Below are 21,672 nucleotides of genomic sequence, written 5' to 3' on the forward strand. Positions count from 1 at the left end.
ATCACGCGTCGCGGGACTGTGCGAGGTCTTCGGCGAAGACCTCCGCGTCGCCGTTCTCGAGGGCGGCTTCTTCGAGCCCCTCGTCACCATCCAGCGCCACTTCCGGAGCGTCACCAAATACGGCGTCGGCGTCATATTCACCTTCGGCGTAGCCCGTGTCGTCGTAATCTTCCTCAGGGGCCTGCGGCAGTTCCGAAGCGTCGATCCAGCCAGCCGCAACGCGGGCCTGAAGGATCAGCATCTCGGCGTCTTCCTGGCTGAGGTTGAAGCTTTCCAGCACGCCGGGCACCTTCACGCGCTCGCCGTTCTTGACCTCGTAACCGCCCCGGATCTCGTCCGTGGCCAGATCGGCCAGATCCTCGACCGTCTTCACACCGCCTTCGCCCAGGGCGACAGCGATCGCGCCGGTCACGCCCGGAACGGCCATGACCTCGTCCAGCACGCCCAGGTCGACGCGCTTGGCATCCAGTTCGGCGGCCTGCTTCTGAAGGAAGTCACGGGCGCGGGCCTGCAGCTCTTCGGCCGTGTCCTCGTCGAAGCCTTCGATTTCGGCGACTTCATAGGATTCCACGAAGGCCAGATCCTCGACCGTGGCGAAGCCTTCTGTCACCAGCAGCTGGGCGATGACCTCGTCAACGTCCAGGGCCTCCTGGAACAGGGTCGTGCGCTCGGCGAATTCCTTCTGGCGGCGTTCGGAGTCCTGCGATTCCGTGATGATGTCGATCTGCCAGCCGGTCAGCTGAGAGGCCAGGCGAACGTTCTGGCCGCGGCGACCGATGGCCAGCGACAGCTGCTCGTCCGGCACCACGACTTCCACGCGGTCGGCTTCCTCGTCGATGACGACCTTGGAGACCTCGGCAGGAGCCAGGGCGTTGACGATGAAGGTCGGTTCGTCAGCGTTCCACTGGATGATGTCGATCTTCTCGCCCTGCAGCTCGGCCACGACCGCCTGGACGCGCGAGCCGCGCATGCCGACGCAGGCGCCGACGGGATCGATCGAGCTGTCGTTCGAGAGCACGGCCATCTTGGCGCGCGAGCCGGAGTCACGGGCGGCGGCGCGGATCTCGATCACGCCGTCATAGACCTCAGGCACCTCCTGAGCGAACAGCTTGGCCATGAAGCCCGGGTGGGCGCGGCTGAGCATGATCTGCGGGCCCTTGGCCTCGGGCCGGACGTCGTAGATGTAGGTGCGGATCCGGTCGCCGATGTTGAACACCTCGCGCGGGATCGACTGGTCGCGGCGCATGATGCCCTCGCCCCGGCCCAGATCGACGATGGTGTTGCCGTATTCGACGCGCTTGACCGTGCCGTTGACGATCTCGCCGACGCGATCCTTGAACTCTTCATACTGGTTGGCGCGCTCGGCCTCGCGGACCTTTCCGGTCACGACCTGGCGGGCCATCTGGGTCTGGACGCGACCGAATTCGAACGGCGGCAGGGTCTCGACATACTCCTTGCCGACCGTGGCTTCGGGATCGCGCTTGGAGGCGTCGGTCAGGCGGACCATGGCCGAGTCATTGAACTCTTCCAGCTCGTCTTCCGGCTGCCAGTCGTCGGCCACGATGGTGACGTGACGGGTCAGGGCCAGTTCGCCGGTCTTGGGATCCAGCTTGGCGCGGATGTCGTGATGCGCGCCATAGCGCGACTTGGCGCCCTTCTGGATCGCTTCCTCGATCGCCTCGATGACGATCTCGCGATCGATATTCTTCTCCTGGGCGACCGCATTGGCGATCTGGAGCAGTTCGAGACGGTTGGCGGAAATACCGGTGACGGCCATCAGGCGTTGTCCTCAGAAGTCGGGGTGGTGTCGGTATCGGGCCCGCCCTCGGGCAGGCCGTCATCTTCGGGTTCGCCCCGCGCGGCGCGAAGCTCGGCGCCCCGCTTCAGCAGGGCATCGGTCATGACCAGCTTGGCATCAACCAGCCAGTCGAACGGGATCAGGGCCGTGTCTTCCTCGCCGTCCAGGTCGATGGCGATATTGTCGCCCTCGACCCCGGCCAGCAGACCCTTGAACCGCTTGCGGCCCTCGATCATGCGGTCGGTCTCGAGCCGGGCCTCATGGCCTTCGAATAGTTCGAAATCGATCTTGCGCGTCAGGGGCCGATCGATCCCGGGCGACGACACTTCCAGCAGATATTCACCAGCGATCGGGTCCGCGGCGTCCATCACCTCGGAGACGGCGCGGCTCAGACGCGCGCATTCCTCGACAGCAATGTCGTGATCGCTGGGTCGCTCGGCCATGATCTGCAGCCGCCGACGCAGCGTTCCGCCCATCAGGCGGATTCGCACGATGTCGAGGCCGACCGACTCCGCAACGGGGTCGAGCAGTTCAAGCAGATCGCGGTCTTCAGGCGTCTTTCCGCGCAAGAGGCGAAAACTCCAATAAAAAAGCGGCAGGCCATCCGCGGCCGCCGCTTTGAAACGACGCCGTTGGACGCCGGTCTAACGATGTTGAAGGCGATATAGGGGAAAGGAAGAGGCTTGTCAGCCCCGTTCGTCATTCGCGGGAATCTCTGCCCTTTTTCCAGCGGCAGGTGGTCGCCGCACCGAACGATCATAAATCAAACCAGCGACCACCCCTGCGGCAAGGATACAGCCTATGATCCAGAGTAGGGTCCTGCCGCCTGCCAGCGACCTTTCCTGGCTCGCCAGGGCGAAGTCGGCCCAGGGTGCGGTTGAAAACATGAAGCCTGTCGCTCTGGCCATCTGCCTCCCGGCCAATGCGACGCCGACATAGACCCCAGCCACCCCGGCACCCGACGCAGCAAAAATCCATGGCGCAAAGACCCGTCCCTTTCGCAATGACTCGAACAGCCAGAGACCGATCGCCCCGAACAGGCATGCCGGAACGATTCCAAAACCCGCGACAACAACGGTGAGAACTAGCGACATGCCGAGAAAGACCGAAAGATCATTCACTGGGACGCTCTCTCCTTGCACGAGGGCGTAACCCACTCCCGTAACGAGGAAGAACCAGAACGAAATTGGAGACACAAAGATCGCAGCCAGCAAAAACCCCCGAATATCGATCCGGGGCTGGCTCGATTGGCGTCTGGCCTTGCGCTTCATGGCGGGAACGGTAGCGGATTACACGCTTGAAGTGAACTCCAGAAAGATCGGCGCGATGTCACCGAGCTTCTTTTCCTCATAGCGGGTGGTCACATGATCGTTCGGCGCGGCGTGCCAGTCGGCGACGTTACCCGTGCGGACGAGACCTGGCGTCCGCTCCAGCCGCTCCAGCGCCCAGTCGGCATAGTCCTTCCAGTCGGTGACGAACCGCAGGGTGCCACCCGGCTTCAGCAGCCGGGCGATCTCGACGGCGACGGCATCGCTCAGCAGGCGGCGCTTGTTGTGTCGCGCCTTGTGCCAGGGGTCGGGGAACAGGATCATGATCCGGTCCAGCGAACGATCCGGCAGGGCTGCGATCACGTCGCGCGCATCATCGGCATGAAGCCGTACATTCTCCAGTCCGCCCTCATCAATGTGCCGCAGGGCCGAGGCTACGCCGTTCAGAAACGGCTCGCAGCCGATCATCAGAATGTCGGAGTGCCGTGCTGCCTGGGCCGCCAGATGTTCACCGCCGCCGAAGCCGATCTCCAGCCAGACGCCCCTGGCAGCCGGCATCAGGGCCAGCGGGTCGATTGGCCCCGCCTTCGGATCAGGCAGGGCGATACCGGGCATCAGGGTATCGAACAGGACAGCCTGTTTCGCCTTGATCGGCCGCGACTTGATGCGGCCGAAGGTCCGGAGCGGGCGGTGTTGGGTTTCGTCGGACATGGCTGCAATCCAGGTCCTTCTCCCGGTGCGGGAGAAGGTGCCCCGGAGGGGCGGATGAGGGGTCCCACGGGCCTGCGGGGTCGCCGTTGAAATAGAGCGACCGACAAGGGGGCGACCCCTCATCGGTCACGCTTTGCGTGCCACCGTATCCCGAAAGGGAATAGGGCCACTGATGCCTAGGCAAGTGCCTTGAGTTGATCCACCAGATCGGTGCGTTCCCAGCTGAAGCCGCCATCGGCGTCGGGCTCGCGCCCAAAATGCCCATAGGCCGCCGAGCGGGCATAGATCGGCTTGTTCAGGCCCAGATGCTCGCGGATCGCGCGCGGCGTCGCCCCGCCGATCAGGCCCAGGATCTTGTCTTCGAGGACGCTCTCGGAAATCTTGCCGGTGCCATGCAGGTCGACGTGGATCGACTGGGGCTTGGCCACGCCGATGGCATAGCTGATCTGGATGGTGCAGCGGTCGGCCAGACCGGCGGCCACGACATTCTTGGCCAGGTAGCGGCAGGCATAGGCGGCCGAACGGTCGACCTTGGTCGGGTCCTTGCCACTGAAGGCACCGCCACCGTGGGGCGAGGCCCCGCCGTAGGTGTCGACGATGATCTTGCGCCCGGTCAGGCCGGTGTCGCCGTCGGGACCCCCGATCTCGAAGATACCGGTCGGATTGATGTGCCAGACGGTGTCCGCGTCGGTGAAGCCCTCGGGCAGGACCTCGAGGATCAGGGGTTTGACGAAGTCAGCCACATCGGCGGCGCGGCCTTTGGCATGCTGGGTCGACAGCACGATCGAGGTCGCACGGACGGGCTTGCCATCCTCGTACTGGATCGTGACCTGACTCTTGGCATCGGGCTCCAGAAGCGTGCCGCCGGCGTGGCGAACCTCGGCAAGCTTCTTCAGGATATTGTGGCTGTACTGAAGGGTCGCGGGCATCAGCTCCGGCGTCTCGTTCGAGGCATAGCCGAACATGATGCCCTGGTCGCCGGCGCCTTCATCCTTGTCACCGGCTGCGTCGACGCCGACAGCGATATCCACTGACTGCCCGTGGAGCCGGTTGATGAACTCGAAGGTGTCCCAGTGAAATTGGTCCTGCTCATAGCCAATGTCACGCACCGCGGCGCGGACCGCGGCCTCGATCTCGGCTTCGATGCCGGGAGCCCAGCCGTCGTTTTCCCAGATGCCCTTGCCGCGGATCTCGCCGGCCAGCACCACCAGATTGGTCGTCGTCAGCGTTTCGCAGGCCACCCGGGCTTCGGGATCGCGCGCCAGGAACAGATCAACGACCGTGTCCGAGATGCGGTCCGCGACCTTGTCGGGGTGGCCTTCGGAAACGCTTTCCGAAGTGAAGAGGAACGACGAACGGGACAAGGGCAGGCTCCAGAGGGAGGATCAGCGGACGTTATGCGCGCAGACATATAAAGATATGCTTATATGTTCAACCCGTCTCGGCCCCTCGAGGTTGCAGACCCGGGGAGGCCGCAGGCTCGCCTGCCAGCCAGCGCTCGACCACTCCCCCGGCCAGGGCGTAGAGCTGGATCAGTCCGAAGAGCCACCGCGTCACCACATTGGACCGGAGGCCGATGTCCGGATTCAGCCACAGGGCCCCGTGAGCAATCATGGCCAGGACCTGACAGGCGACCGCAACCAGCAGCCACCAGCGATCGTATCGCAGGGCCATCCAGATCAGGGCCAGAAGAAGGACCCCATCGACGATTGCCACGGCGATCTGATGGGCGGCGCGGTCGAGATCCTGGACGAACAGGGCCGCGACATAGGCCATGAGCAGGACGAGCACGGCCTGTCGCTCGATATGGCCGCCCTTCAGCCAGCCGATCGCGAAAATCGCCAGGGTCGAAACGAGAAAGAAGCTCTGAAGAGGCGTCACTGACGACCGTTCGCTTTACGGTGGAGCAGGCCGCACCATGCATGGGGCATCAGCGGAAGACCGTAACCGACGGCGAAGGCGAGTCCGGCAGGGTCCCGAGAGCGGCCTCGATCGAGCGGACTTGCCGGTGTTGGCTGGCAACCAGGCCCGTCAGGGTCGTGACCAGCACGGCACAGACAACTGTCGCCACGGCGATCATGACCGCCCGCACAAGAGGATCTCGCGGAGGCGGTCTATAGCCGAGCCGGCCATCCGCGATTGAGGAAAGAGACTCCGTGGACGGATCCAGGGTCCCCGATACGCCCGCAACCGGGTCTGAGACTCGGGCTTCCGCGTCAAGGTCTTCGAGGATCGCAAGCGCAGCCTTGCGCCGGTTGACGCCGAGCCGCTGGCAGGCCTCGAGCACATGCTTCTTTACCGTCGGCTCGGACACGCCGAGTTGCGCTGCGATCTCACGGTCGGTCAGTAGCCGCGTCAGACGCAGGCATTCTTCCTGGCGCGGCGTCAGGGCGGTCGGCATGCAAAAATCCTACAGGTACAACGCACAGACTATGATGACGCTTGCCGAACGTCCAGCGGAACCCCGCACAGGTGAGTCAAGCGTGGGTCACATCCTATCCACGGAATGGGATGAGATGGGTGCAGCTGCTGCACACCCAATATCCGGTGCTCGCACCACCAGGACAGCATCGCCGGCTATCGAGGCGTGAAGCGGTGATCAAGGCCTTGGGCCGGCCCGCACGAGGCTCGCTCTAGAATCCCGTGATTCCCTCCTGCTTCTTGAGACGCGCCGCCGTTTCCTGAAGCCGTGCACGCGCAAAGTTCGAGGACTTTTCAAGGATGTCCACGATGTCGGCGTCAGATTTCGAGGGCGAACGAAACCGGCGGAGTGTGCCTGAGAGAACCTCCACAGCGACCCCTTGCAACGCGTTCAGATGGTCTTCGGGACTGGCCTGCGCCTTCGATCCCAATGCGCGCTGCAGTTCCTCGGAACCCAGTGCACTCGCCCAGTTCTCGAACACAGCGATGGAACGCACCTGGCGCATCTGGTCCTCGATCTCGGAAAGCGGAGCCGAAATGAAGATGGCGTTCTCGGACGCCATGTGCTGGCCATCCGTCCCGAGCACGAAGGTCGCATCCCCCAGAAATTCCGGCAGTATCAGGTCGGGGTATCGCTGGGAGGCGACGGCCATGATGTCCATGTAGCCGCGCATTTCCTCACCGCCCTGGAAGGTCTCTGCGCCGAGCCCCAGAGTGAGAGCAGCCAGATGACATTGCGGGTAGGCAACCTCGGCAAGCGACGGGGTGCGCGCAAGGCCGAGTTCGGCGCGCTGATACGTGGACAGCAGTCCGGCAAAGGACTCCCGGTAGAGGGCCTTGGCCCAGCCAAAATCCATGCCCATGGACAGAAAGAAGGCGGTCTCGTGGGCCTCGGGAGCCATGGACGTCAGAAGGATGTGATGTTCCCCGCTGAAGTCGATGTTCATGGCCAGGCATTCGCGGACGACGGCCAGGGTGCGTTCCTGGATCGCGTCGCGCGCTCCGGGGTAAAGGAGCGCCGGAATCAGGTCGTCAATGACCGCGACGATCTGATGGTCCGAGGAGAGCTTTTCCCAGCCGGACAATGTGCTGGCGTAATGGCCGAGGTGTCGTGGGCCCGTCATCGGATTATGGGCACTAACCAGAAGAGACATGGTCTAGTTCTCCCGGGCTTGTTTTGGAGGGCCCCCGTAGACGATGACGGTCTCATCGACCATGCGGAGTCCCCGCAGCATGCCGACAGTGATCTCCATGGGCCGGTCAAAGATCGGTTTAGGCCGCTGGAAAGGGGGCACCTTTGAGATCTGTTCCCAGGTCTGACCCTGATTTCCAAGGTCCTGCCTTGAAGATTTACGAATATACTCGCTCATTGACGGCTCCTTTTCTGCTCTGAGTGATCAAGACGTTGCCATAATACTCGTGCTCTGAAGCCTGCTGACGAAGCGCATTCAGAGTGGTCGATTCGTTCCAGATACGGTCGATCGAAGACTCGAGGACATTTCCAACATTCACCTCTTCACCGAGCATTTCCTTGGCCTGAATGCCGGCATAGGCCTGGCCATGAGGGGTGATCCTGAGGATGCGATCGGGGCTGCGGATCAGCCACGGCTGACTTCGCCAGAGCGTCTCACGGGCAGCCGGGCTGGCGCTTTCAGCGATGGCCCGCCATCCCGGGTCCGCCGGTCGGACGAGCCCGTCCGACACGGCCCGGGCGAACTGTTCGTAGGCTTCCGCAAGATCAGCGTTGGACGGGATGAGCGCTTCAAGCATTCGGCCTCGCCCCGCGCTGTAGAGGGGCGAGACGCAGTAGCTTACGTCGAAGGGCTGCAAGGCGAGGGCGGTCTCATAGATTCTCGACTTGTTCACAGACGTGAGGACCGTCCCGACCATCACGGGGACGCCCGATTGCCTCAGCCGTCGAATACCCGAAACCACACAGCGAAAACTGCCATGGCCTCGCTGCATATCGGCTGTTTCAGGGTCCGGGCCGTCCAGGGTCGTTTGCAGAAAGGTCAGGTTGGGCAGGGCTGCAAGGCCCGTGATCTGGGCATCGGTAATCAGACTGAGGTCGGATGCGACGGCAACCGAGAACCCCATGTCACTGGCGAGGGTGATGATCTCGAGGGCATCTGCACGCAGAAGAGGATCGCCGCCCGTGAATCGAAGATAGAAGACACCTGCGGCTCTCGCCGCTCGAAACGCATCCTCGTATTGGGCCAGGGCCAGTTCGCCCCTGGGGCTCACACCGGGGTGAGAGTCATAGGCGCAGTAGGTGCAGACCCTTCGACATCGAAGCGTGAGCTCGAACTCGATGGCCAGCGGCGCAACCAGATGCGAGCGGTGAAATCTTGTGCGGTCTGTATAGAATTGCTGGGCTGCAGGATGGGGAGCATTTCCCTCAACAAACATCCGACTCGCCACGGCACCTTCGACGAAGGTTCTGAGGGCCATGGAATCCTGAAACTGACCCGAAAGCCTTGTGATGGCGACATCCGGCCGGGTGGGCGAGAACAGGGCTTCGATACAGGTGGCCGCAGCGTGATCGAAGAAGCGCACGCTATGATCACTTGCGCAAAAGACCGAGGCGCCGAACGCTTCTCGCCGATAGCTGAAGTCCTCGGAGAGCACGAACGGCCCATCGTTCTCTGACATTGGCGCTCACCCATAAGATAAATGACGCTTGCTGACTTCGCGAACAACCTGAACGTGCTTACCCTGACAGTCTCCAAGCCAAATGCAAGCCGGAAAATACAATCCAGGGCTTAGAGCTCTGAAGCTGCGCCCTGATCCAATGTCCCCGGAAAGGCCCCCCACACGTGAACCAACCTCCGTCCAGGGGCACTGGAGATCAATTCTAGGTTGGGTAAAGCCGACCGCTATGGCAAGCCGAACGGCTGGGCGTTGGCATCGGGCTTCATCCGCATGCTGTGCGCTTCGCACGCGAGGCGAGCGCCATGAGGGGATCGACGCGGTTCTGAACGTTTCGGTCGCGGGTCTCACAGCTTCGCCGCACTGCTGATCGCGGCGGCCGTCAAGGCGGCCGGAGGTTTTCACTTCCCTGCCGCCGGCTGCACATCGCGGGATCCGCGCGCGTGAACACGCCCGGGCCTCAGCCTGTTCGTGACCCGTTACCGATGGAACCGAAGTGGTGCCGCTTAGGTGACTCGAACACCTGACCCCCGCATTACGAATGCGATGCTCTACCGGCTGAGCTAAAGCGGCCTTGACGTTTCGGGTCTTGGACCCGTCGCGAGAAGGGGTCTTTATACGGGCGAGCCGGGCTTGCCAAGCGCCGCTGTGACCGAAGCTTCATTCGGTTGAGCCGCGACCCTCAGCGACGCCAGCCCCAACGACCGTAGCGCAAGGGCGGCAGCGTCGGAAATCGCGACGGCCATGCAGCGACCGGCCAGATCGGGGGTCAGAAGGGTGGCCAGGATCCGGGCGGCCCGGGGCGAATGGACGAGAATGGCCTCGAATGCCTGAGGCGGCGTGCAGCCGGTCTCAACTGTTTCATAGGCGACCAGAGTCCGCACGGTGACACCGTCGCCGACATGGCTGCCCAGGTCAGCAGCCGCCACCCGTGCCGAGACGTGCAGGAGCGTGGTTCCCGAGCCGTGTGTCTCGCGGATCAGGGTCGCGAGGTCACCGACCGCGCCCGATGCCGAGGTGACCGTGACGAACCCCGCCTCCCGGGCCGCGACGGCGGTGGCGTCTCCGACCGTCAGGACGGGCCAGTGGCGATCGGGCGTGAGGGCCGCGAAGGCGGCGACTCCGTTTCGGCTGGTGAAGCCGAGGGTGTCGACGCCGTCCAGATAGAGCGGCGGCGCCAGGAAGCGGACGGCGAGCAGCGGCTGGACCACCGGCTCGAATCCCAAGGCCGTCAGGGCTTCGGCTGTCCGGGTCGCGCCCGGTTCAGCGCGGGTCACCCAGACGCGCCGGATCGGCGGCATGGTCAGGCGTCGACACGCTGGTCGCCGGCGACCGCCTGGATCTGCGAGCCGATCGTCTCGCCCAGAAGGGCCGCAGACGCCTCGGCATCGGCGGCTTCGATGTCCAGCAATTCGCCCGAACGCCGCCAGCGCGCCGATCCGTCCGGGGCCAGCATCTCGGCCGTCAGCAGCATCCGGCCGTCGGCGATCGTGGCATGGGCCCCCATGGCGGTGTGGCAGGACCCTTCCAGCGCCACCATCGCTCCGCGCTCAGCCGCAACGGCCAGGGAGGTCAGCGGGTGGTTCAGGGCCGCGACCCAGTCTGCATTGCGGATCCGGTCCGCCTCGCCCTCGCGGGTCTGGATCGCCAGGGCTCCCTGACCCGGAGCCGGCAGGAAGGTGTCCAGAGACAGACGTTCGCAAATGACCCCGGAGAGGCCCAGCCGGTTCAGGCCGGAGGTCGCCAGAAGGATGGCGTCGAAATCTCCGTCGGCCAGCCGCTGCAGGCGGGTGTCCACATTGCCCCGCAGCATCTCGATCTGCAGGTCGGGCCGAAGCGCGAGCGCCTGGGCCCCGCGCCGCAGCGAGGCGGTGCCGAGACGGGCCCCCATCGGCAGGTCGGCGAAGGTTTCGTAGTGGTGGCTGACGAAGGCATCGCGCGCGTCCTCGCGCTCGGGAATGGCGGCGATCATCAGACCGGGTGGCTGGATGGCCGGGACGTCCTTCATCGAATGGATGGCGACATCCACGCGACCGTCGAGCAGGGCCTCCTCGATCTCCTTGGTGAACATCGCCTTGCCGCCGATTTCCAGCAGCCGGCGGTCCTGGACCCGGTCACCGGTGGTCACGATATGGACCAGGGGTACGGCCGTCTCGACGTCGGCGGGAGTCACGCCCATGGCCGCGGCGATGGCCCGTTGCATCATCCCGGATTGTGTCAGGGCCAGTTTGGAGCGGCGCGTGCCGATACGCAGGCGTTCAGTCATGGCATTCCGTCATATGGGCCGCGCGTTTGCTTCTGGAGGACAGGGTCGCTACCTCGACCCCGATGGAAATGGTCACCGACTATAGCAGCGAGATACAGGCGGGCGGCAAGCCTCCGTTTCTGACCGTGCTCGGTCTGGAGACCAGTTGCGACGAGACGGCGGCCTCGGTCGTGCGGCTGACGCCCGATGGTCAGGCAACCGTTCTGTCCAGCGTGATCCATTCCCAGATCGAAGACCATGCAGCCTATGGCGGTGTCGTGCCCGAGATCGCGGCGCGCAGCCATGTCGAGATGATCGCCGGCGTCACCCGTCGGGCCATGACCGAGGCTGACGTGGGTTACGCTGGTCTCGATGGCGTGGCCGCGACCGCGGGACCGGGGCTGGTCGGCGGCGTCATGGTCGGGTTGAGCTTCGGCAAGGCCGTCGCCCTGGCGCGGGGCCTGCCGCTGGTGGCCGTCAATCATCTGGAAGGGCACGCGGTCTCGGCGCGGCTGGGTGCCCGGGTGGCCTATCCCTTTCTGTTGCTGCTGGTCTCTGGCGGCCATTGCCAGTTGCTGGACGTGCGGGGGATCGGCGACATGAGCCGGCTCGGCACCACCATCGACGACGCAGCAGGCGAGGCCTTCGACAAGATCGCCAAGGCCATGGGTCTGGGCTATCCCGGCGGGCCGGCGCTGGAGCGTCTGGCCGCCACCGGAGACGGCGCGAGATTCGACCTGCCCCGTGCCCTGCTGGGCCGCAAGGACTGTGACTTCTCGTTTTCCGGTCTGAAGACGGCGGCTTCCCGCCTCGCCCAGACCTGCCAGACCGATCAGGACCGCGCAGACCTGGCCGATGCCGTCCAGACCGCGATCGCGCGCCAACTGTCCGATCGATCCGAGCGCGCCATGATCGCTTATGCCGAAGCCGCACCCCCGGATGACAGGCAGCGACTGTTGGTCGTCGCCGGCGGCGTTGCGGCCAACAGGACCGTGCGATCCACACTCGAGGCCACGGCGGCCCGGCACGGATTCGGCTTCCTCGCTCCGCCGATGGCCTATTGCACGGACAATGCGGCGATGATCGCCCTGGCCGGCGCAGAGCGTCTGCAACGCGGGATGACATCGGATATCGACACGGCAGCCCGACCGCGCTGGCCGCTGGACGAGGCGCGCGCCCTGGCCGATCCTGTTCATCCCGCGAGTCGCAAGGGCGCGAAGGCCTGAGAGGGCGAAATGAGCAGAGAGCCCGAAACGGTCAAGGTTCGGTCCCGTGAGGCCTTGCGGGCCTGGCTGATGGCGAACCATGCCCGAACGGAAAGTATCTGGCTGATCACCTGGAAGGCGCACACGGCGCATCATCTGTCGTGGGACGCGGTTGTCGAGGAAGCCCTGTGTTTTGGCTGGATCGACAGTCAGCCGCGCAAGCTGGATTCTGACCGGTCGATGATCCGGCTGTCACCCCGCAAGCCCGGCAGCGGCTGGTCCGGCGTCAACAAGGCACGGATCGAGCGGTTGATGGCGGCCGGGCAAATGGCCGCGCCGGGGCTGGCGAAGATCGAGGCGGCGCGGCAGGACGGAAGCTGGGCCGCCCTGGACGGGGCCAGTGATCTGACGGTTCCCGAAGACCTGGCGCAGGCCTTCGATCGCCATCCCGATGCCCGGAACAAATTTCAGGCTTTCCCGCCATCGGCGCGACGCTCGATCCTCGAATGGATCGCCCTGGCGAAACGTCCAGAGACGCGGGCCGGCCGCGTCAAAGAAACGGCAGAACGCGCAGCGCTTGGCCAGAGGGCCAATCAGTGGTCCAAGCGACCATCCGGCAAGGAGTGAGAGGTCGATGGAATTTCGCAAGGCAGGCGTGATCGGGGCAGGAGCCTGGGGTACGGCGCTGGCCCAGGTCACAGGCTGGGCCGGACTCGAGACCCTGCTGCACGCCCGGGAAGGCGATGTCGTGGACAGCATCCGCGACCACCGGATCAATGCCGCCTTTCTGCCCGACGTGGTGCTGGACGATCACGTGCAGGTCACAGCCGATCTGGCCGATCTGGCGGGATGCGACCTGATTCTGGCCGTCCCGCCCGCCCAGTTCATGCGGCCGACGCTCGAAGCCTTCGCGCCGTTCTGGCGGCCCGGCGTGCCGGTCGTGTTATGCTCCAAGGGGATCGAGCGCGGGTCCTTGAAGCTGATGACCGAGGTGCTGTCCGAGACGCTGCCGGACGCACCGCAGGCGGTCCTGTCCGGACCGAGCTTCGCCGCCGAGGTGGCGCGGGGCCTGCCGACGGCCGTGACCCTGGCCTGTAGCGACCCGGTGCTGGGCGAGGCCTTGATGCGGACGCTGTCGGCCCCCGGTTTCCGGCCCTATCTGGCGACCGACCTGATCGGCGCCGAGGCCGGCGGGGCGATGAAGAATGTGCTGGCGATCGCCTGCGGCATCGTCGAGGGCCGGGCGCTGGGCCGCAGCGCCCAGGCCGCCATGATCACCCGAGGCTTTGCGGAGATGACCCGGTTCGCCGTCGCGCTGGGAGCGGAGGCAACCACGGTGGCCGGCCTGTGCGGGCTGGGCGATCTGGTCCTGACCTGCTCGAGCCCCCAGTCGCGAAACATGAGCCTGGGTCTGGCGCTCGGCCAGGGCCAGTCCGTCGAACAGGCGCTGGCAGGCAAGCGCTCGGTCGCGGAAGGGTATGAGAGCGCCCCAGCGGTGCGCGACCTTGCCCGCTCGCTCGGGGTCGAGACGCCCATCTGCGAGGCCGTGGCAGCTGTTCTCAACGGGGAGATCACGGTCGACGTCGCCATCGACGGCCTGTTGTCGCGCCCGCTCAAGGTCGAACGGCATTGAGCGCGGCCCCGGTATCGACCGAGCGCAAGCGCGTCTGGGCGACCCCGGCGGGGGTGGCCCTCTGTGCCGAGACCGATCTCGCCGATCCCGGATCGCGCGGCTTCGTGCTCCAGATCGGCGAGGCCTTCTTCCACGGGTTTGTCGTCAGAAAGGGCGGGGTCGTTGCGGGCTGGGTGGATCGCTGTCCCCACGCCGGGTTTCCGATCGCCATCGAACTGGACCGCTATCTGACGCCGGACGGGTCGCAGATCCTGTGCGGCTGGCATGGGGCCGTCTTCGAGCCGATCACCGGATCCTGCGTCGGCGGCCCCTGTGCTGGCGGGAAACTGACGCCCTGGCCGGTCACGGTTGCGGACGGGATCGTGCGGACGGCCTAGCGTTTCAGGCGTTTGGCATTGGCCACGGCGGTGGCGTGGATCGGCTTCATCGCATCGGCCTGGGCCTTCAGCATTTCCGTGTTCAGGGTCAGCATCTGGCTGGCCGCGCGGCTCCACCAGCCGACCGCATAGTTGAACTGGACCTGGGCCACACCCGCTGGGGTTCCTGCTGTCGCCATCGACGAGGCCGCGCGCGACGCCAGCGCCAGTTCCTCCATGGCGTTCCGGGACAGTCGTCCGCCCAGTTCGCCCATGTTCGACGAGAGCGTCGCAGCCGAGGCGGACAGGGCCTCGACCTTTTCCGAGCTCATGAGAGACATTTCGGTGAGGTCTGCCTGACCCGGATTGGCTAGACCGGCCGCCATGATCTCCAGCCGTGCGGCGATAACGTCCGAGGCGGCCTTCATCATCTCGCCGCCATTCAAAGCCGAAAGCGCAGCGGAATGAGCGTTGCTGGTCATCTGCTGACTGTCGCGCAGGGCCTTGGAGAACTGGGTCATGGGGCTGCCTTGGGCCGTATTCACCGTCCCGGCAAGACCTCGGCGGCAAAGGCCGCCACATCCTTGAGAAGCGCCGGCACGGCGGCGTCGATGATTTGCTGGCCCTTTTCCGGACTGGCCTGCCCCGGGTCGGATCCGATCCGCCCATCCGGGAACCGTGCGCGATAGTCGAGCGCATCCCGGATCGGTCCCGACGGGGCAATCTTCGGGGCATAGTCCGCCGTCTTGATCCGGTCGGGGTAGGCCGCCTGGGTGACGGCGATTTCGGACGGGGTCGCGTGCATGCCGTGACCCGTCGGGAAGATCGCGTTGCACAGGGCGTTCACGCCCGGCAGGTCCCACCAGTTCTTCAGTTTCAGCACGAAGGGCGGGGCCTCCTCGACGAAACTCCATTCCGCATAGATCTCGGCGAACGTCGCCTCGATGGTGGCGACATTGCCACCGTGACCGTTCAGGAAATAGATCCGTTCGAACCCGTGCCGGCTCAGCGAAGACACCCAGTCGGTGATGGCCGCCATGAAGGTGGAGGGCCGCAGGCTGATGGTCCCCGCAAACGCGAGGTGATGCTGGGCCATACCGATGTTGAAGGTCGGAGCCACGGTCAGGCTTTCGTCGCGCCGCTCGGCCGCATGGGCGATGATTTCCGGACACAGCCAGTCGGTGCCCAGAAGGCCGGTCGGTCCGTGCTGTTCGTTAGAGCCGATCGGCACGACGATGGCCTTGTTTGTCTTTATCCGGGCATCGATTTCGGGCCAGGACGCAAAGGGGATCAGCATGGGAAGCTCCATCGGTTTGCGGTGGCAGATAGACCGAATTGCCGCGGCTCGCACCCCGAACCCCGCTGTCTCCTGGAAGCCGGTCGCCAAAACGTCGCAGCAGATCGCCGCAACGTCACCGCAAGGCGCGGGTTGATGACCCCATGATCCGCGCCCTCTCTCTCACGGCTGTTCTGCTGATGGCAGCCCCGGCCTGTTCCGAAACAAACCGGGCGGGAAACCCGCCCGTCCAGGCACGATCATCCACGACGGGCCTGGACGCCGGCCTGCTGGCAGAGGCGTTGTCCGAGGCCGAGACCCTGCCGCGTCTGCACAGCGTCATCGTGGCCCGGGACGGTGAGGTCGTGGCGGAACGGGTCTATCGCGGACCCTCACTGGACACCCCGGTCAACATCAAGTCTGCCTCCAAGTCCGTGCTCGCGGCCCTGGCCGGAATTGCCATCGGCCAGGGACTGATCGAGGGCCCGGATCAGCCGATCTCGGACTTCCTCGGCGAGCGCTTTCCGACCAATCCCGACCCACGACTCGCGACGATCACCGTCGGCCATCTGCTGTCGATGCAGGCCGGGCTGGGGTCAACCTCGGGGGGCAACTACGGGGCCTGGGTCTCGAGCCCGAACTGGGTCCGGTATGCGCTGGCCCAGCCGTTCGAGGCCGAGCCGGGCGGGCGAATGATCTATTCCAGCGGCACCTCGCACCTGCTGTCGGCGGTCCTGACCGAGGCCGCGGATCGTTCCACCCACGCCAGCGCCGTGGCATGGCTCGGCCAGCCGCTGGACATCGCCATCCCCCAATGGCCGGCAGACCCCCAGGGCATCTATTTCGGTGGCAACGACATGCTGATGTCGCCACGCGGCCTGCTGAAGTTCGGCGAACTTTACCGCAACGACGGCGTCCATGAGGGCCAGCGCGTCTTGCCTGAAGGCTGGGTCGAGGCGTCGTGGAACGGCCGCGGCACCTCGCGCTGGAGTGGCAACCCCTATGGCTATGGCTGGTGGATTAAGACGGTGGGTGATCGACCGGTCTATTTCGCCTGGGGGTATGGCGGCCAGATGGTCTTCGTCGTGCCGAGCCTGGACATGACCGTGGTCATGACGTCGGACCCGTCACCCGTCAGCGAGAGGACCGATCATGTCGACCGGCTGCACCAGTTGCTGGATCGGACCCTGATCCCTGCGGCCGAACGCGGAGCCTAGTTGCCGCGTCCGGCTTCCATGAAGGCCTTGATCGACGGGAACACAGGCGGATTGGCACGCTCGCCATCACACGCCACCTGCTTGACGAAGGCATCCAGGGTGTCGGGCCGGACCGTCTCCCAATCTCCGCCATCCTCGAACCGGCTGGTTTCGGTGCCGTCCTCGCCATACTCGACCGACGCCCCGGGCCGGACCTGATTGGAAGCGCAGCGGTAGGCGTATTCATCGGCCGTGTAGCTGAAATCGGTTGGCGACGCGGGCCTGCGCGAGACGCGTGCCACCATGATGGTGGTCACATCATCGACCACGCCCATCCCCCCGACGTCGGCCAGATAGACCCGCTCGGCATTGCGGGATATGGCATGCCACTCCTGGGCGGCCGCCACTCCGCCGGCTGCCAGGCTTGCCGCGACACCCCATAGAATTGCTGATCTGAATTTCACCCGCCAGTCCTCCCCGGAACAGCCCCATGCACGATGGCGCGATATCATCAGCGACCGGATGGCTTGGCAAGGGTGTGGAGCACCCTTGTGCGACTTCTGACATGATCATGCATTAGGTACGGATGATGTTGCGCTTTTTCGTTGTTCTGGCGGCGGTGTTCGCCTTCGCTCCCCTGGCACAAGCCCAGACTCCGACCGCATTCCGATCCGACCGGATCGTGGTCGAGACCCGCGGACGCGGCCCGGATGTGATCCTTATTCCGGGTCTGGCCTCGACCCCCGAAATCTGGAAACGGACCGCGGACCGGCTGGACGATCGTCACACCGTGCATCTGGTCAGCATTCGCGGGTTCGGAGACGTGCCGGTCGCAGCCAACGCCCAAGGCGAGATTGCCGGCCCTGCCGCTACGGAGCTGCGGCGCTACATCACCGCACGTCGGTTGTCTGCGCCTGCCGTGATCGGTCATTCGATGGGTGGGCTGATCGCCTTGCGCCTGGCAGCCGATGCGGGTTCGCAGGTCGGACGGGTGATGGTGGTCGACGCCTCGCCCTTCTTCCCGGCCCTGGTTTCGCCCGGGGCCACCGTCGGTGACGTCGAGCCGATCGCGCGCATCGCCTACCAGGCCATACTGTTCCTGGGAGACGAAGCCCTGCGCAGCCAGGGGACGATGCTGGGCCAGTCATTGGGCGGTGCCGCCGACAGCGTGTTCGGATCGCTGGGCTGGCAGGGCGGGGATCGCGGGACCCTGGCCCAGGGTCTGTACGAGGTCATGACGACCGATCTGCGCTGGCGCCTGCCCGAGATCACCGCTCCCGTCACCGTGGTCTATGGCTGGTCCGAAGACGCTGCGTCGCCGCGGGCGCGGATCGACCAGCTGTTCCGATCCAGCTTCGCCAGCCTTCGCGAGCCGGCCCGATTCGAGCCGATCGCAGGGGCCGAGCACATGGTCATGATCGATCAGCCCACGCGGTTCGAAGCCGCCGTGACCCGGTTCCTGTCCTAGCGCACTGAATTCCAGGCAAGGGCGTGAACCCGGTCCCGGCCCAGCGCTGCCAGCATGGGCGGCTCGGCAAACAACCCCGAAAACGCCGCGTGCCGCACATCGAGTCCGCCCGTGAAGGCGCCGAAGGCGGGCAGGATGATCCGCCGTCCGTCCGTGACGAAACACGCCCGCCGGACCCCGCGATTGTGCGCCACGACCGTTGCGCAGGGATGCAGGTGGCCGGCCACCTCGCCCGGACGATCGCCCGCTTCGGGTTCATGAACGAGTGTCAGCGCACCGATGTCCATCGCCTCGACCACCCTGCCCGGCAGCGGCCAGTCCGGATCAGCGGCCCCGTTGAGGGCTTCATGGTCGTGGTTGCCGGTCAGCCAGATCCAGTCGCAGGATGCGGTCAATGCCGCGATCTCGAGCCTGTCCGCCTGCGCCAATCGCGCCAGTGATCCCCGGTCATGAAAGCTGTCGCCCAGCAGAATGACCTGTCGGGGACGCAGATCTTCCACTTCCGCCCGCAGTTTGGCGAGCGTGACGCGGCTGTCGTAGGGGGGCAGCATCTGGCCGCGGCGCGCATAGGCAGACCCCTTTTCCAGATGCAGGTCCGCCGCGATCAGGGTTCCTGTCTCGGGCAGCCAGAGGGCCCCGGAGCAGCGCAGGACACAGGCCTCGCCCATGATGCGGACATTCAGCGACCCGCAGGCGCGCCGTGTGGGTGAAAGGGTCTGCTGCAACAGGGCATTCATGCCGCCACGACCCCGGGTTCGGCCTCGTTCATGACCTCGGCGATCAGGTCCTCGGCCGCGTTCTCGAGGATCATGTCGGCCGCATCGCCCCCCACGCGCTCCCGCCCGATCTGGACGAGAACCGGCACCGAGAAGGGAGAGGCCCGGCTCAGGGCAACAGGACGGATCTGGCCGGCGATCCGCGTCAGCAGCTGTCCCAGCCTTGCGACGTCCAGCAGGCCGGCCGCCGCATCGGCCCGGGCTGTCCTGAGCAGAAGATGGTCGGGCTGGTGGCGGCGAAGCACGTCGTAGATCAGGTCCGTGGAAAAGGTCACCTGCCGGCCTGACTTCTCGGCTCCTGGCTGGCGACGTTCGATCAAGCCCGAGATCAGGGCGCAATTGCGGAAGGTCCGCTTCATCATGAAGCTCTCTTCCAGCCAGGCTTCCAGGTCGTCGCCCAGCATGTCCGGCTGGAAAAGCGCCTCGAAATCCAGCCCGTCCATCGGCTTGATGGACCAGATGGCCAGGGAATAGTCGGTGCAGACGAAGCCAAGCGGTCCCACGCCCGCCCGGTCCAGCCTTCGGGTCAGCAGCATGCACAGCGTATTGTGCGCCAGCCCGCCCTCGAACGGATAGGCCACGAGGAAATGCCGGGTGCCGCGCTGGAAGGTCTCGACCAGCATCGAAGCCGCATCCGGTATGGCTGATCGCGCCTCCTGAAGTTCCAGCCATTCCTGGACGTCGGCCGGCAGAACCCGCCAGTGATCCCGGTCCTGGATCATGTCGCGGACCCGCGTGGCCAGCGACGTCGACATCGGGAATTTCGACCCGCCCCACGATGGGATCTTGGGATCCTTGTCCTGGGCATGAGTGACCAGGGCGTCGGTGCCGGTAATGCCCTGGAAGGCCCAGACCTGACCGGCGAAGACGAAGGTATCGCCCGGTGACATCTGCTCGAAATAGTTTTCCTCGGCCTCGCCCACCTTGCGGCCCGAGACCATCAGCTTGCCGCCGGCGCGACGAGACCCGACGCGCACGTTCAAGGTCGCCGCCGTGACGATCGTCCCGACATTCATTCGGTGGTGCTGGGCGATCTGCGCCGTGCGCACCTTCCAGCGCCCCTCCTTCGTCCGGACGATCCGGGCGAACCGGTCGTAGGTGCGGAGCGCATAGCCCCCCGTCGCCACCAGATCGACGACCTCCTCGAACGTCTCCCAGCTCAGGCCCCGATAGGGCGCGCAGCCCCGGATCTCTTCATAAAGGACCTCCATGTCGAAGGCCTCGGCACAGGCCACGCCCATGATGTGCTGGGCCAGGGTGTCCAGTGTCCCCGCATGATGTGGCTCCCAGTCGAAGGCATTGTCGGCCACGGCCTCGCGCGCCGCCTGGCATTCCAGCATCTCGAACCGGCTGGCCGGCACCATCAGGGCTCGGGAAGGCTCGTTCAGCCGGTGATTGGCCCGACCGATCCGCTGCACCAGCCGCGACGCCCCCTTCGGCGCGGCCATCTGGATCACCAAGTCGACATCCCCCCAGTCGATGCCGAGATCCAAAGTCGAGGTACAGACCACCGCCCGCAGATCGCCGCGCGCCATGGCCGCCTCGACCTTGCGGCGCTGTTCGGCGGCCAGCGACCCGTGATGCAGGGCGATCGGCAGGTCATCGTCATTGATGGCCCACAGGGACTGGAACACGAACTCGGCCTGCCAGCGGGTGTTGACGAAGATAAGCGACAGGCCGGCCTTCTTGATCGTGGCATAGACCTCGGGGATGGCATGCTGGCCGGTATGCCCGGCCCAGGGTACCTTGCCCTCACTGATCAGGACATCGACGATCGCGGGCGCTCCCGGGTCCCCCTTCACCAGCCGGACAGCCTCGGGCTCGACCGGGCTCAGCCACCCCCGGATCAGGTCCGGATCGTCGATCGTGGCCGAAAGCCCTACGCGTCTCAGGCCGGGCGAGAAACTCTGCAGCCGCGCCAGGCCGAGGTTCAGCAGATCGCCGCGCTTGCCGCTCCAGATGGCATGGACCTCGTCCAGGACGATGCATTTCAGGTCGGAAAAATAGGCCCGCGACCCTTCCCAGGCACAGAACAGGGCCAGCTGCTCCGGCGTGGTCAGCAGGATGTCGGGCGGAAACTCCCGTTGTCTCTGCTTCTTGGACTGTTTGGTGTCGCCCGTCCGGCTTTCGACATGGATGTTCAGCCCGATCTCGCGGATGGGCGTCATCAGATTGCGCTCGACGTCGGTGGTCAGGGCTTTCAGCGGCGAGACATAAAGGGTGTGGACCCCGCTGCCGGGTCCGAACTCCGGCCTCGTACCGCGTTCGGCCAGATCAATCAGCGAGGGCAGGAACCCCGCCAGCGTCTTGCCCCCGCCGGTCGGGGCGACAAGCAGGGCATGCGAGCCGGCTTCTGCCGCAACGATCATCTCGAGTTGATGCCGACGCGGGGCCCAGCCGCGCGATGCAAACCAGTCGGCAAAGAGGGGCGGCAGGGCGGTCAGGGAAAACTCCGGCACGTCCCCTTCGCACACAAAGGGGACAGGACAAGGATAGGGACGCCGGAGCCTGCTGACCAGATGTTCCCGTTCCGTTTCGGACCAGGACCCGCTATCTGTGATCCGTGTCCGATGAATCCCTTCTTGTAACGACGACGGTCCGGAGTGGTGCCGAGCCCTGGGCGGCCCTCCCGCCGGCCCTGGCCGTGCCGCCGGGCGCGGGCGCCGTGTG

General features: G+C 65.4%; 22 protein-coding genes and 1 tRNA gene. 6 read left to right on the top strand and 17 right to left on the bottom strand.

The window, feature by feature from the left end; translation table 11 throughout:
• Position 1: 1 nt before the first annotated feature.
• The 12 genes from nusA to hemC all read right to left on the bottom strand — a co-directional run bounded on the left by nusA (position 2) and on the right by hemC (position 11,113).
• A complete protein-coding gene (nusA, locus tag GGR13_RS04020; protein WP_183212137.1) occupies positions 2 to 1,777 on the bottom strand; it encodes a transcription termination factor NusA in 1,776 nt (591 codons plus the stop codon).
• Positions 1,777 to 2,367: a ribosome maturation factor RimP gene (gene rimP / locus GGR13_RS04025; protein ID WP_183212138.1), complete on the bottom strand. Its 591-nt coding sequence runs from the start codon at positions 2,365 to 2,367 to the stop codon at positions 1,777 to 1,779. The genes nusA and rimP overlap by 1 nt, the downstream gene beginning before the upstream one ends.
• Before the next feature lie 117 nt (positions 2,368 to 2,484).
• Positions 2,485 to 3,069 (bottom strand): hypothetical protein, encoded by a 585-nt coding sequence (locus tag GGR13_RS04030; RefSeq protein WP_183212139.1) that lies wholly within the window; start codon positions 3,067 to 3,069, stop codon positions 2,485 to 2,487.
• 18 nt (positions 3,070 to 3,087) lie between these two features.
• Positions 3,088 to 3,777: a tRNA (guanosine(46)-N7)-methyltransferase TrmB gene (trmB, locus tag GGR13_RS04035; RefSeq protein ID WP_183212140.1), complete on the bottom strand. Its 690-nt coding sequence runs from the start codon at positions 3,775 to 3,777 to the stop codon at positions 3,088 to 3,090.
• Between the two features lie 176 nt (positions 3,778 to 3,953).
• Positions 3,954 to 5,141 (bottom strand): methionine adenosyltransferase, encoded by a 1,188-nt coding sequence (gene metK / locus GGR13_RS04040; protein ID WP_183212141.1) that lies wholly within the window; start codon positions 5,139 to 5,141, stop codon positions 3,954 to 3,956.
• 67 nt (positions 5,142 to 5,208) lie between these two features.
• Positions 5,209 to 5,658: a hypothetical protein gene (locus GGR13_RS04045; RefSeq protein ID WP_183212142.1), complete on the bottom strand. Its 450-nt coding sequence runs from the start codon at positions 5,656 to 5,658 to the stop codon at positions 5,209 to 5,211.
• Between the two features lie 49 nt (positions 5,659 to 5,707).
• Entirely contained in the window at positions 5,708 to 6,178 is a 471-nt protein-coding gene (locus tag GGR13_RS04050) for a helix-turn-helix domain-containing protein (protein ID WP_183212143.1), read from the bottom strand.
• Positions 6,179 to 6,410: 232 nt separating this feature from the next.
• Complete coding sequence (locus tag GGR13_RS04055; protein WP_183212144.1) at positions 6,411 to 7,352, bottom strand: hypothetical protein; 942 nt, start codon at positions 7,350 to 7,352, stop codon at positions 6,411 to 6,413.
• 196 nt (positions 7,353 to 7,548) lie between these two features.
• Entirely contained in the window at positions 7,549 to 8,850 is a 1,302-nt protein-coding gene (locus GGR13_RS04060) for a radical SAM protein (RefSeq protein WP_183212145.1), read from the bottom strand.
• Positions 8,851 to 9,344: 494 nt separating this feature from the next.
• Positions 9,345 to 9,420 (bottom strand) — tRNA-Thr (locus GGR13_RS04065).
• A 41-nt stretch (positions 9,421 to 9,461) separates the two neighbouring features.
• On the bottom strand, positions 9,462 to 10,148 hold the full coding sequence (locus tag GGR13_RS04070) for a uroporphyrinogen-III synthase (RefSeq protein ID WP_183212146.1): 687 nt from the start codon (positions 10,146 to 10,148) through the stop codon (positions 9,462 to 9,464).
• Positions 10,149 to 10,150: 2 nt separating this feature from the next.
• Positions 10,151 to 11,113, bottom strand: a complete 963-nt coding sequence (gene hemC, locus GGR13_RS04075; protein WP_183212147.1) for a hydroxymethylbilane synthase — start codon at positions 11,111 to 11,113, stop codon at positions 10,151 to 10,153.
• Between the two features lie 62 nt (positions 11,114 to 11,175).
• On the opposite strand from hemC, the gene tsaD reads away from it, so the two are divergent.
• The 4 genes from tsaD to GGR13_RS04095 are packed head-to-tail and all read left to right on the top strand — an operon-like array spanning position 11,176 to position 14,307.
• On the top strand, positions 11,176 to 12,318 hold the full coding sequence (tsaD, locus tag GGR13_RS04080; RefSeq protein WP_183212148.1) for a tRNA (adenosine(37)-N6)-threonylcarbamoyltransferase complex transferase subunit TsaD: 1,143 nt from the start codon (positions 11,176 to 11,178) through the stop codon (positions 12,316 to 12,318).
• A gap of 9 nt (positions 12,319 to 12,327) precedes the next feature.
• Positions 12,328 to 12,924: a YdeI/OmpD-associated family protein gene (locus GGR13_RS04085; RefSeq protein WP_183212149.1), complete on the top strand. Its 597-nt coding sequence runs from the start codon at positions 12,328 to 12,330 to the stop codon at positions 12,922 to 12,924.
• A gap of 7 nt (positions 12,925 to 12,931) precedes the next feature.
• Positions 12,932 to 13,930 (top strand): NAD(P)H-dependent glycerol-3-phosphate dehydrogenase, encoded by a 999-nt coding sequence (locus tag GGR13_RS04090; RefSeq protein ID WP_183212150.1) that lies wholly within the window; start codon positions 12,932 to 12,934, stop codon positions 13,928 to 13,930.
• Complete coding sequence (locus GGR13_RS04095; RefSeq protein ID WP_183212151.1) at positions 13,927 to 14,307, top strand: Rieske (2Fe-2S) protein; 381 nt, start codon at positions 13,927 to 13,929, stop codon at positions 14,305 to 14,307. Before GGR13_RS04090 ends, GGR13_RS04095 begins: the two co-directional genes overlap by 4 nt.
• Here GGR13_RS04095 and GGR13_RS04100 read toward each other — a convergent pair.
• Both GGR13_RS04100 and GGR13_RS04105 read right to left on the bottom strand, forming a co-directional pair.
• Entirely contained in the window at positions 14,304 to 14,807 is a 504-nt protein-coding gene (locus tag GGR13_RS04100) for a phasin family protein (RefSeq protein WP_246347652.1), read from the bottom strand. The two genes, GGR13_RS04095 and GGR13_RS04100, sit on opposite strands and share 4 nt — an antisense overlap.
• A 20-nt stretch (positions 14,808 to 14,827) precedes the next feature.
• Positions 14,828 to 15,583: a creatininase family protein gene (locus GGR13_RS04105; protein ID WP_183212152.1), complete on the bottom strand. Its 756-nt coding sequence runs from the start codon at positions 15,581 to 15,583 to the stop codon at positions 14,828 to 14,830.
• A 143-nt stretch (positions 15,584 to 15,726) separates the two neighbouring features.
• On the opposite strand from GGR13_RS04105, the gene GGR13_RS04110 reads away from it, so the two are divergent.
• Positions 15,727 to 16,779, top strand: a complete 1,053-nt coding sequence (locus GGR13_RS04110) for a serine hydrolase domain-containing protein (RefSeq protein WP_183212153.1) — start codon at positions 15,727 to 15,729, stop codon at positions 16,777 to 16,779.
• On the opposite strand, the gene GGR13_RS04115 is transcribed toward GGR13_RS04110, so the two are convergent.
• Complete coding sequence (locus GGR13_RS04115) at positions 16,776 to 17,222, bottom strand: surface-adhesin E family protein (protein WP_183212154.1); 447 nt, start codon at positions 17,220 to 17,222, stop codon at positions 16,776 to 16,778. The two genes, GGR13_RS04110 and GGR13_RS04115, sit on opposite strands and share 4 nt — an antisense overlap.
• Positions 17,223 to 17,344: 122 nt before the next feature.
• On the opposite strand from GGR13_RS04115, the gene GGR13_RS04120 reads away from it, so the two are divergent.
• Positions 17,345 to 18,226 (top strand): alpha/beta fold hydrolase, encoded by an 882-nt coding sequence (locus GGR13_RS04120; RefSeq protein WP_246347653.1) that lies wholly within the window; start codon positions 17,345 to 17,347, stop codon positions 18,224 to 18,226.
• On the opposite strand, the gene pdeM is transcribed toward GGR13_RS04120, so the two are convergent.
• Both pdeM and GGR13_RS04130 read right to left on the bottom strand, forming a co-directional pair.
• Positions 18,223 to 18,963 (bottom strand): ligase-associated DNA damage response endonuclease PdeM, encoded by a 741-nt coding sequence (pdeM, locus tag GGR13_RS04125; protein ID WP_183212155.1) that lies wholly within the window; start codon positions 18,961 to 18,963, stop codon positions 18,223 to 18,225. The genes GGR13_RS04120 and pdeM overlap by 4 nt on opposite strands.
• A complete protein-coding gene (locus GGR13_RS04130) occupies positions 18,960 to 21,461 on the bottom strand; it encodes a ligase-associated DNA damage response DEXH box helicase (protein WP_343060291.1) in 2,502 nt (833 codons plus the stop codon). Before GGR13_RS04130 ends, pdeM begins: the two co-directional genes overlap by 4 nt.
• Between the last annotated feature and the right edge of the window lie 211 nt (positions 21,462 to 21,672).

Origin of the sequence: Brevundimonas variabilis (assembly GCF_014199945.1) — a bacterium.
In the GTDB taxonomy this organism is placed as follows: domain Bacteria; phylum Pseudomonadota; class Alphaproteobacteria; order Caulobacterales; family Caulobacteraceae; genus Brevundimonas; species Brevundimonas variabilis.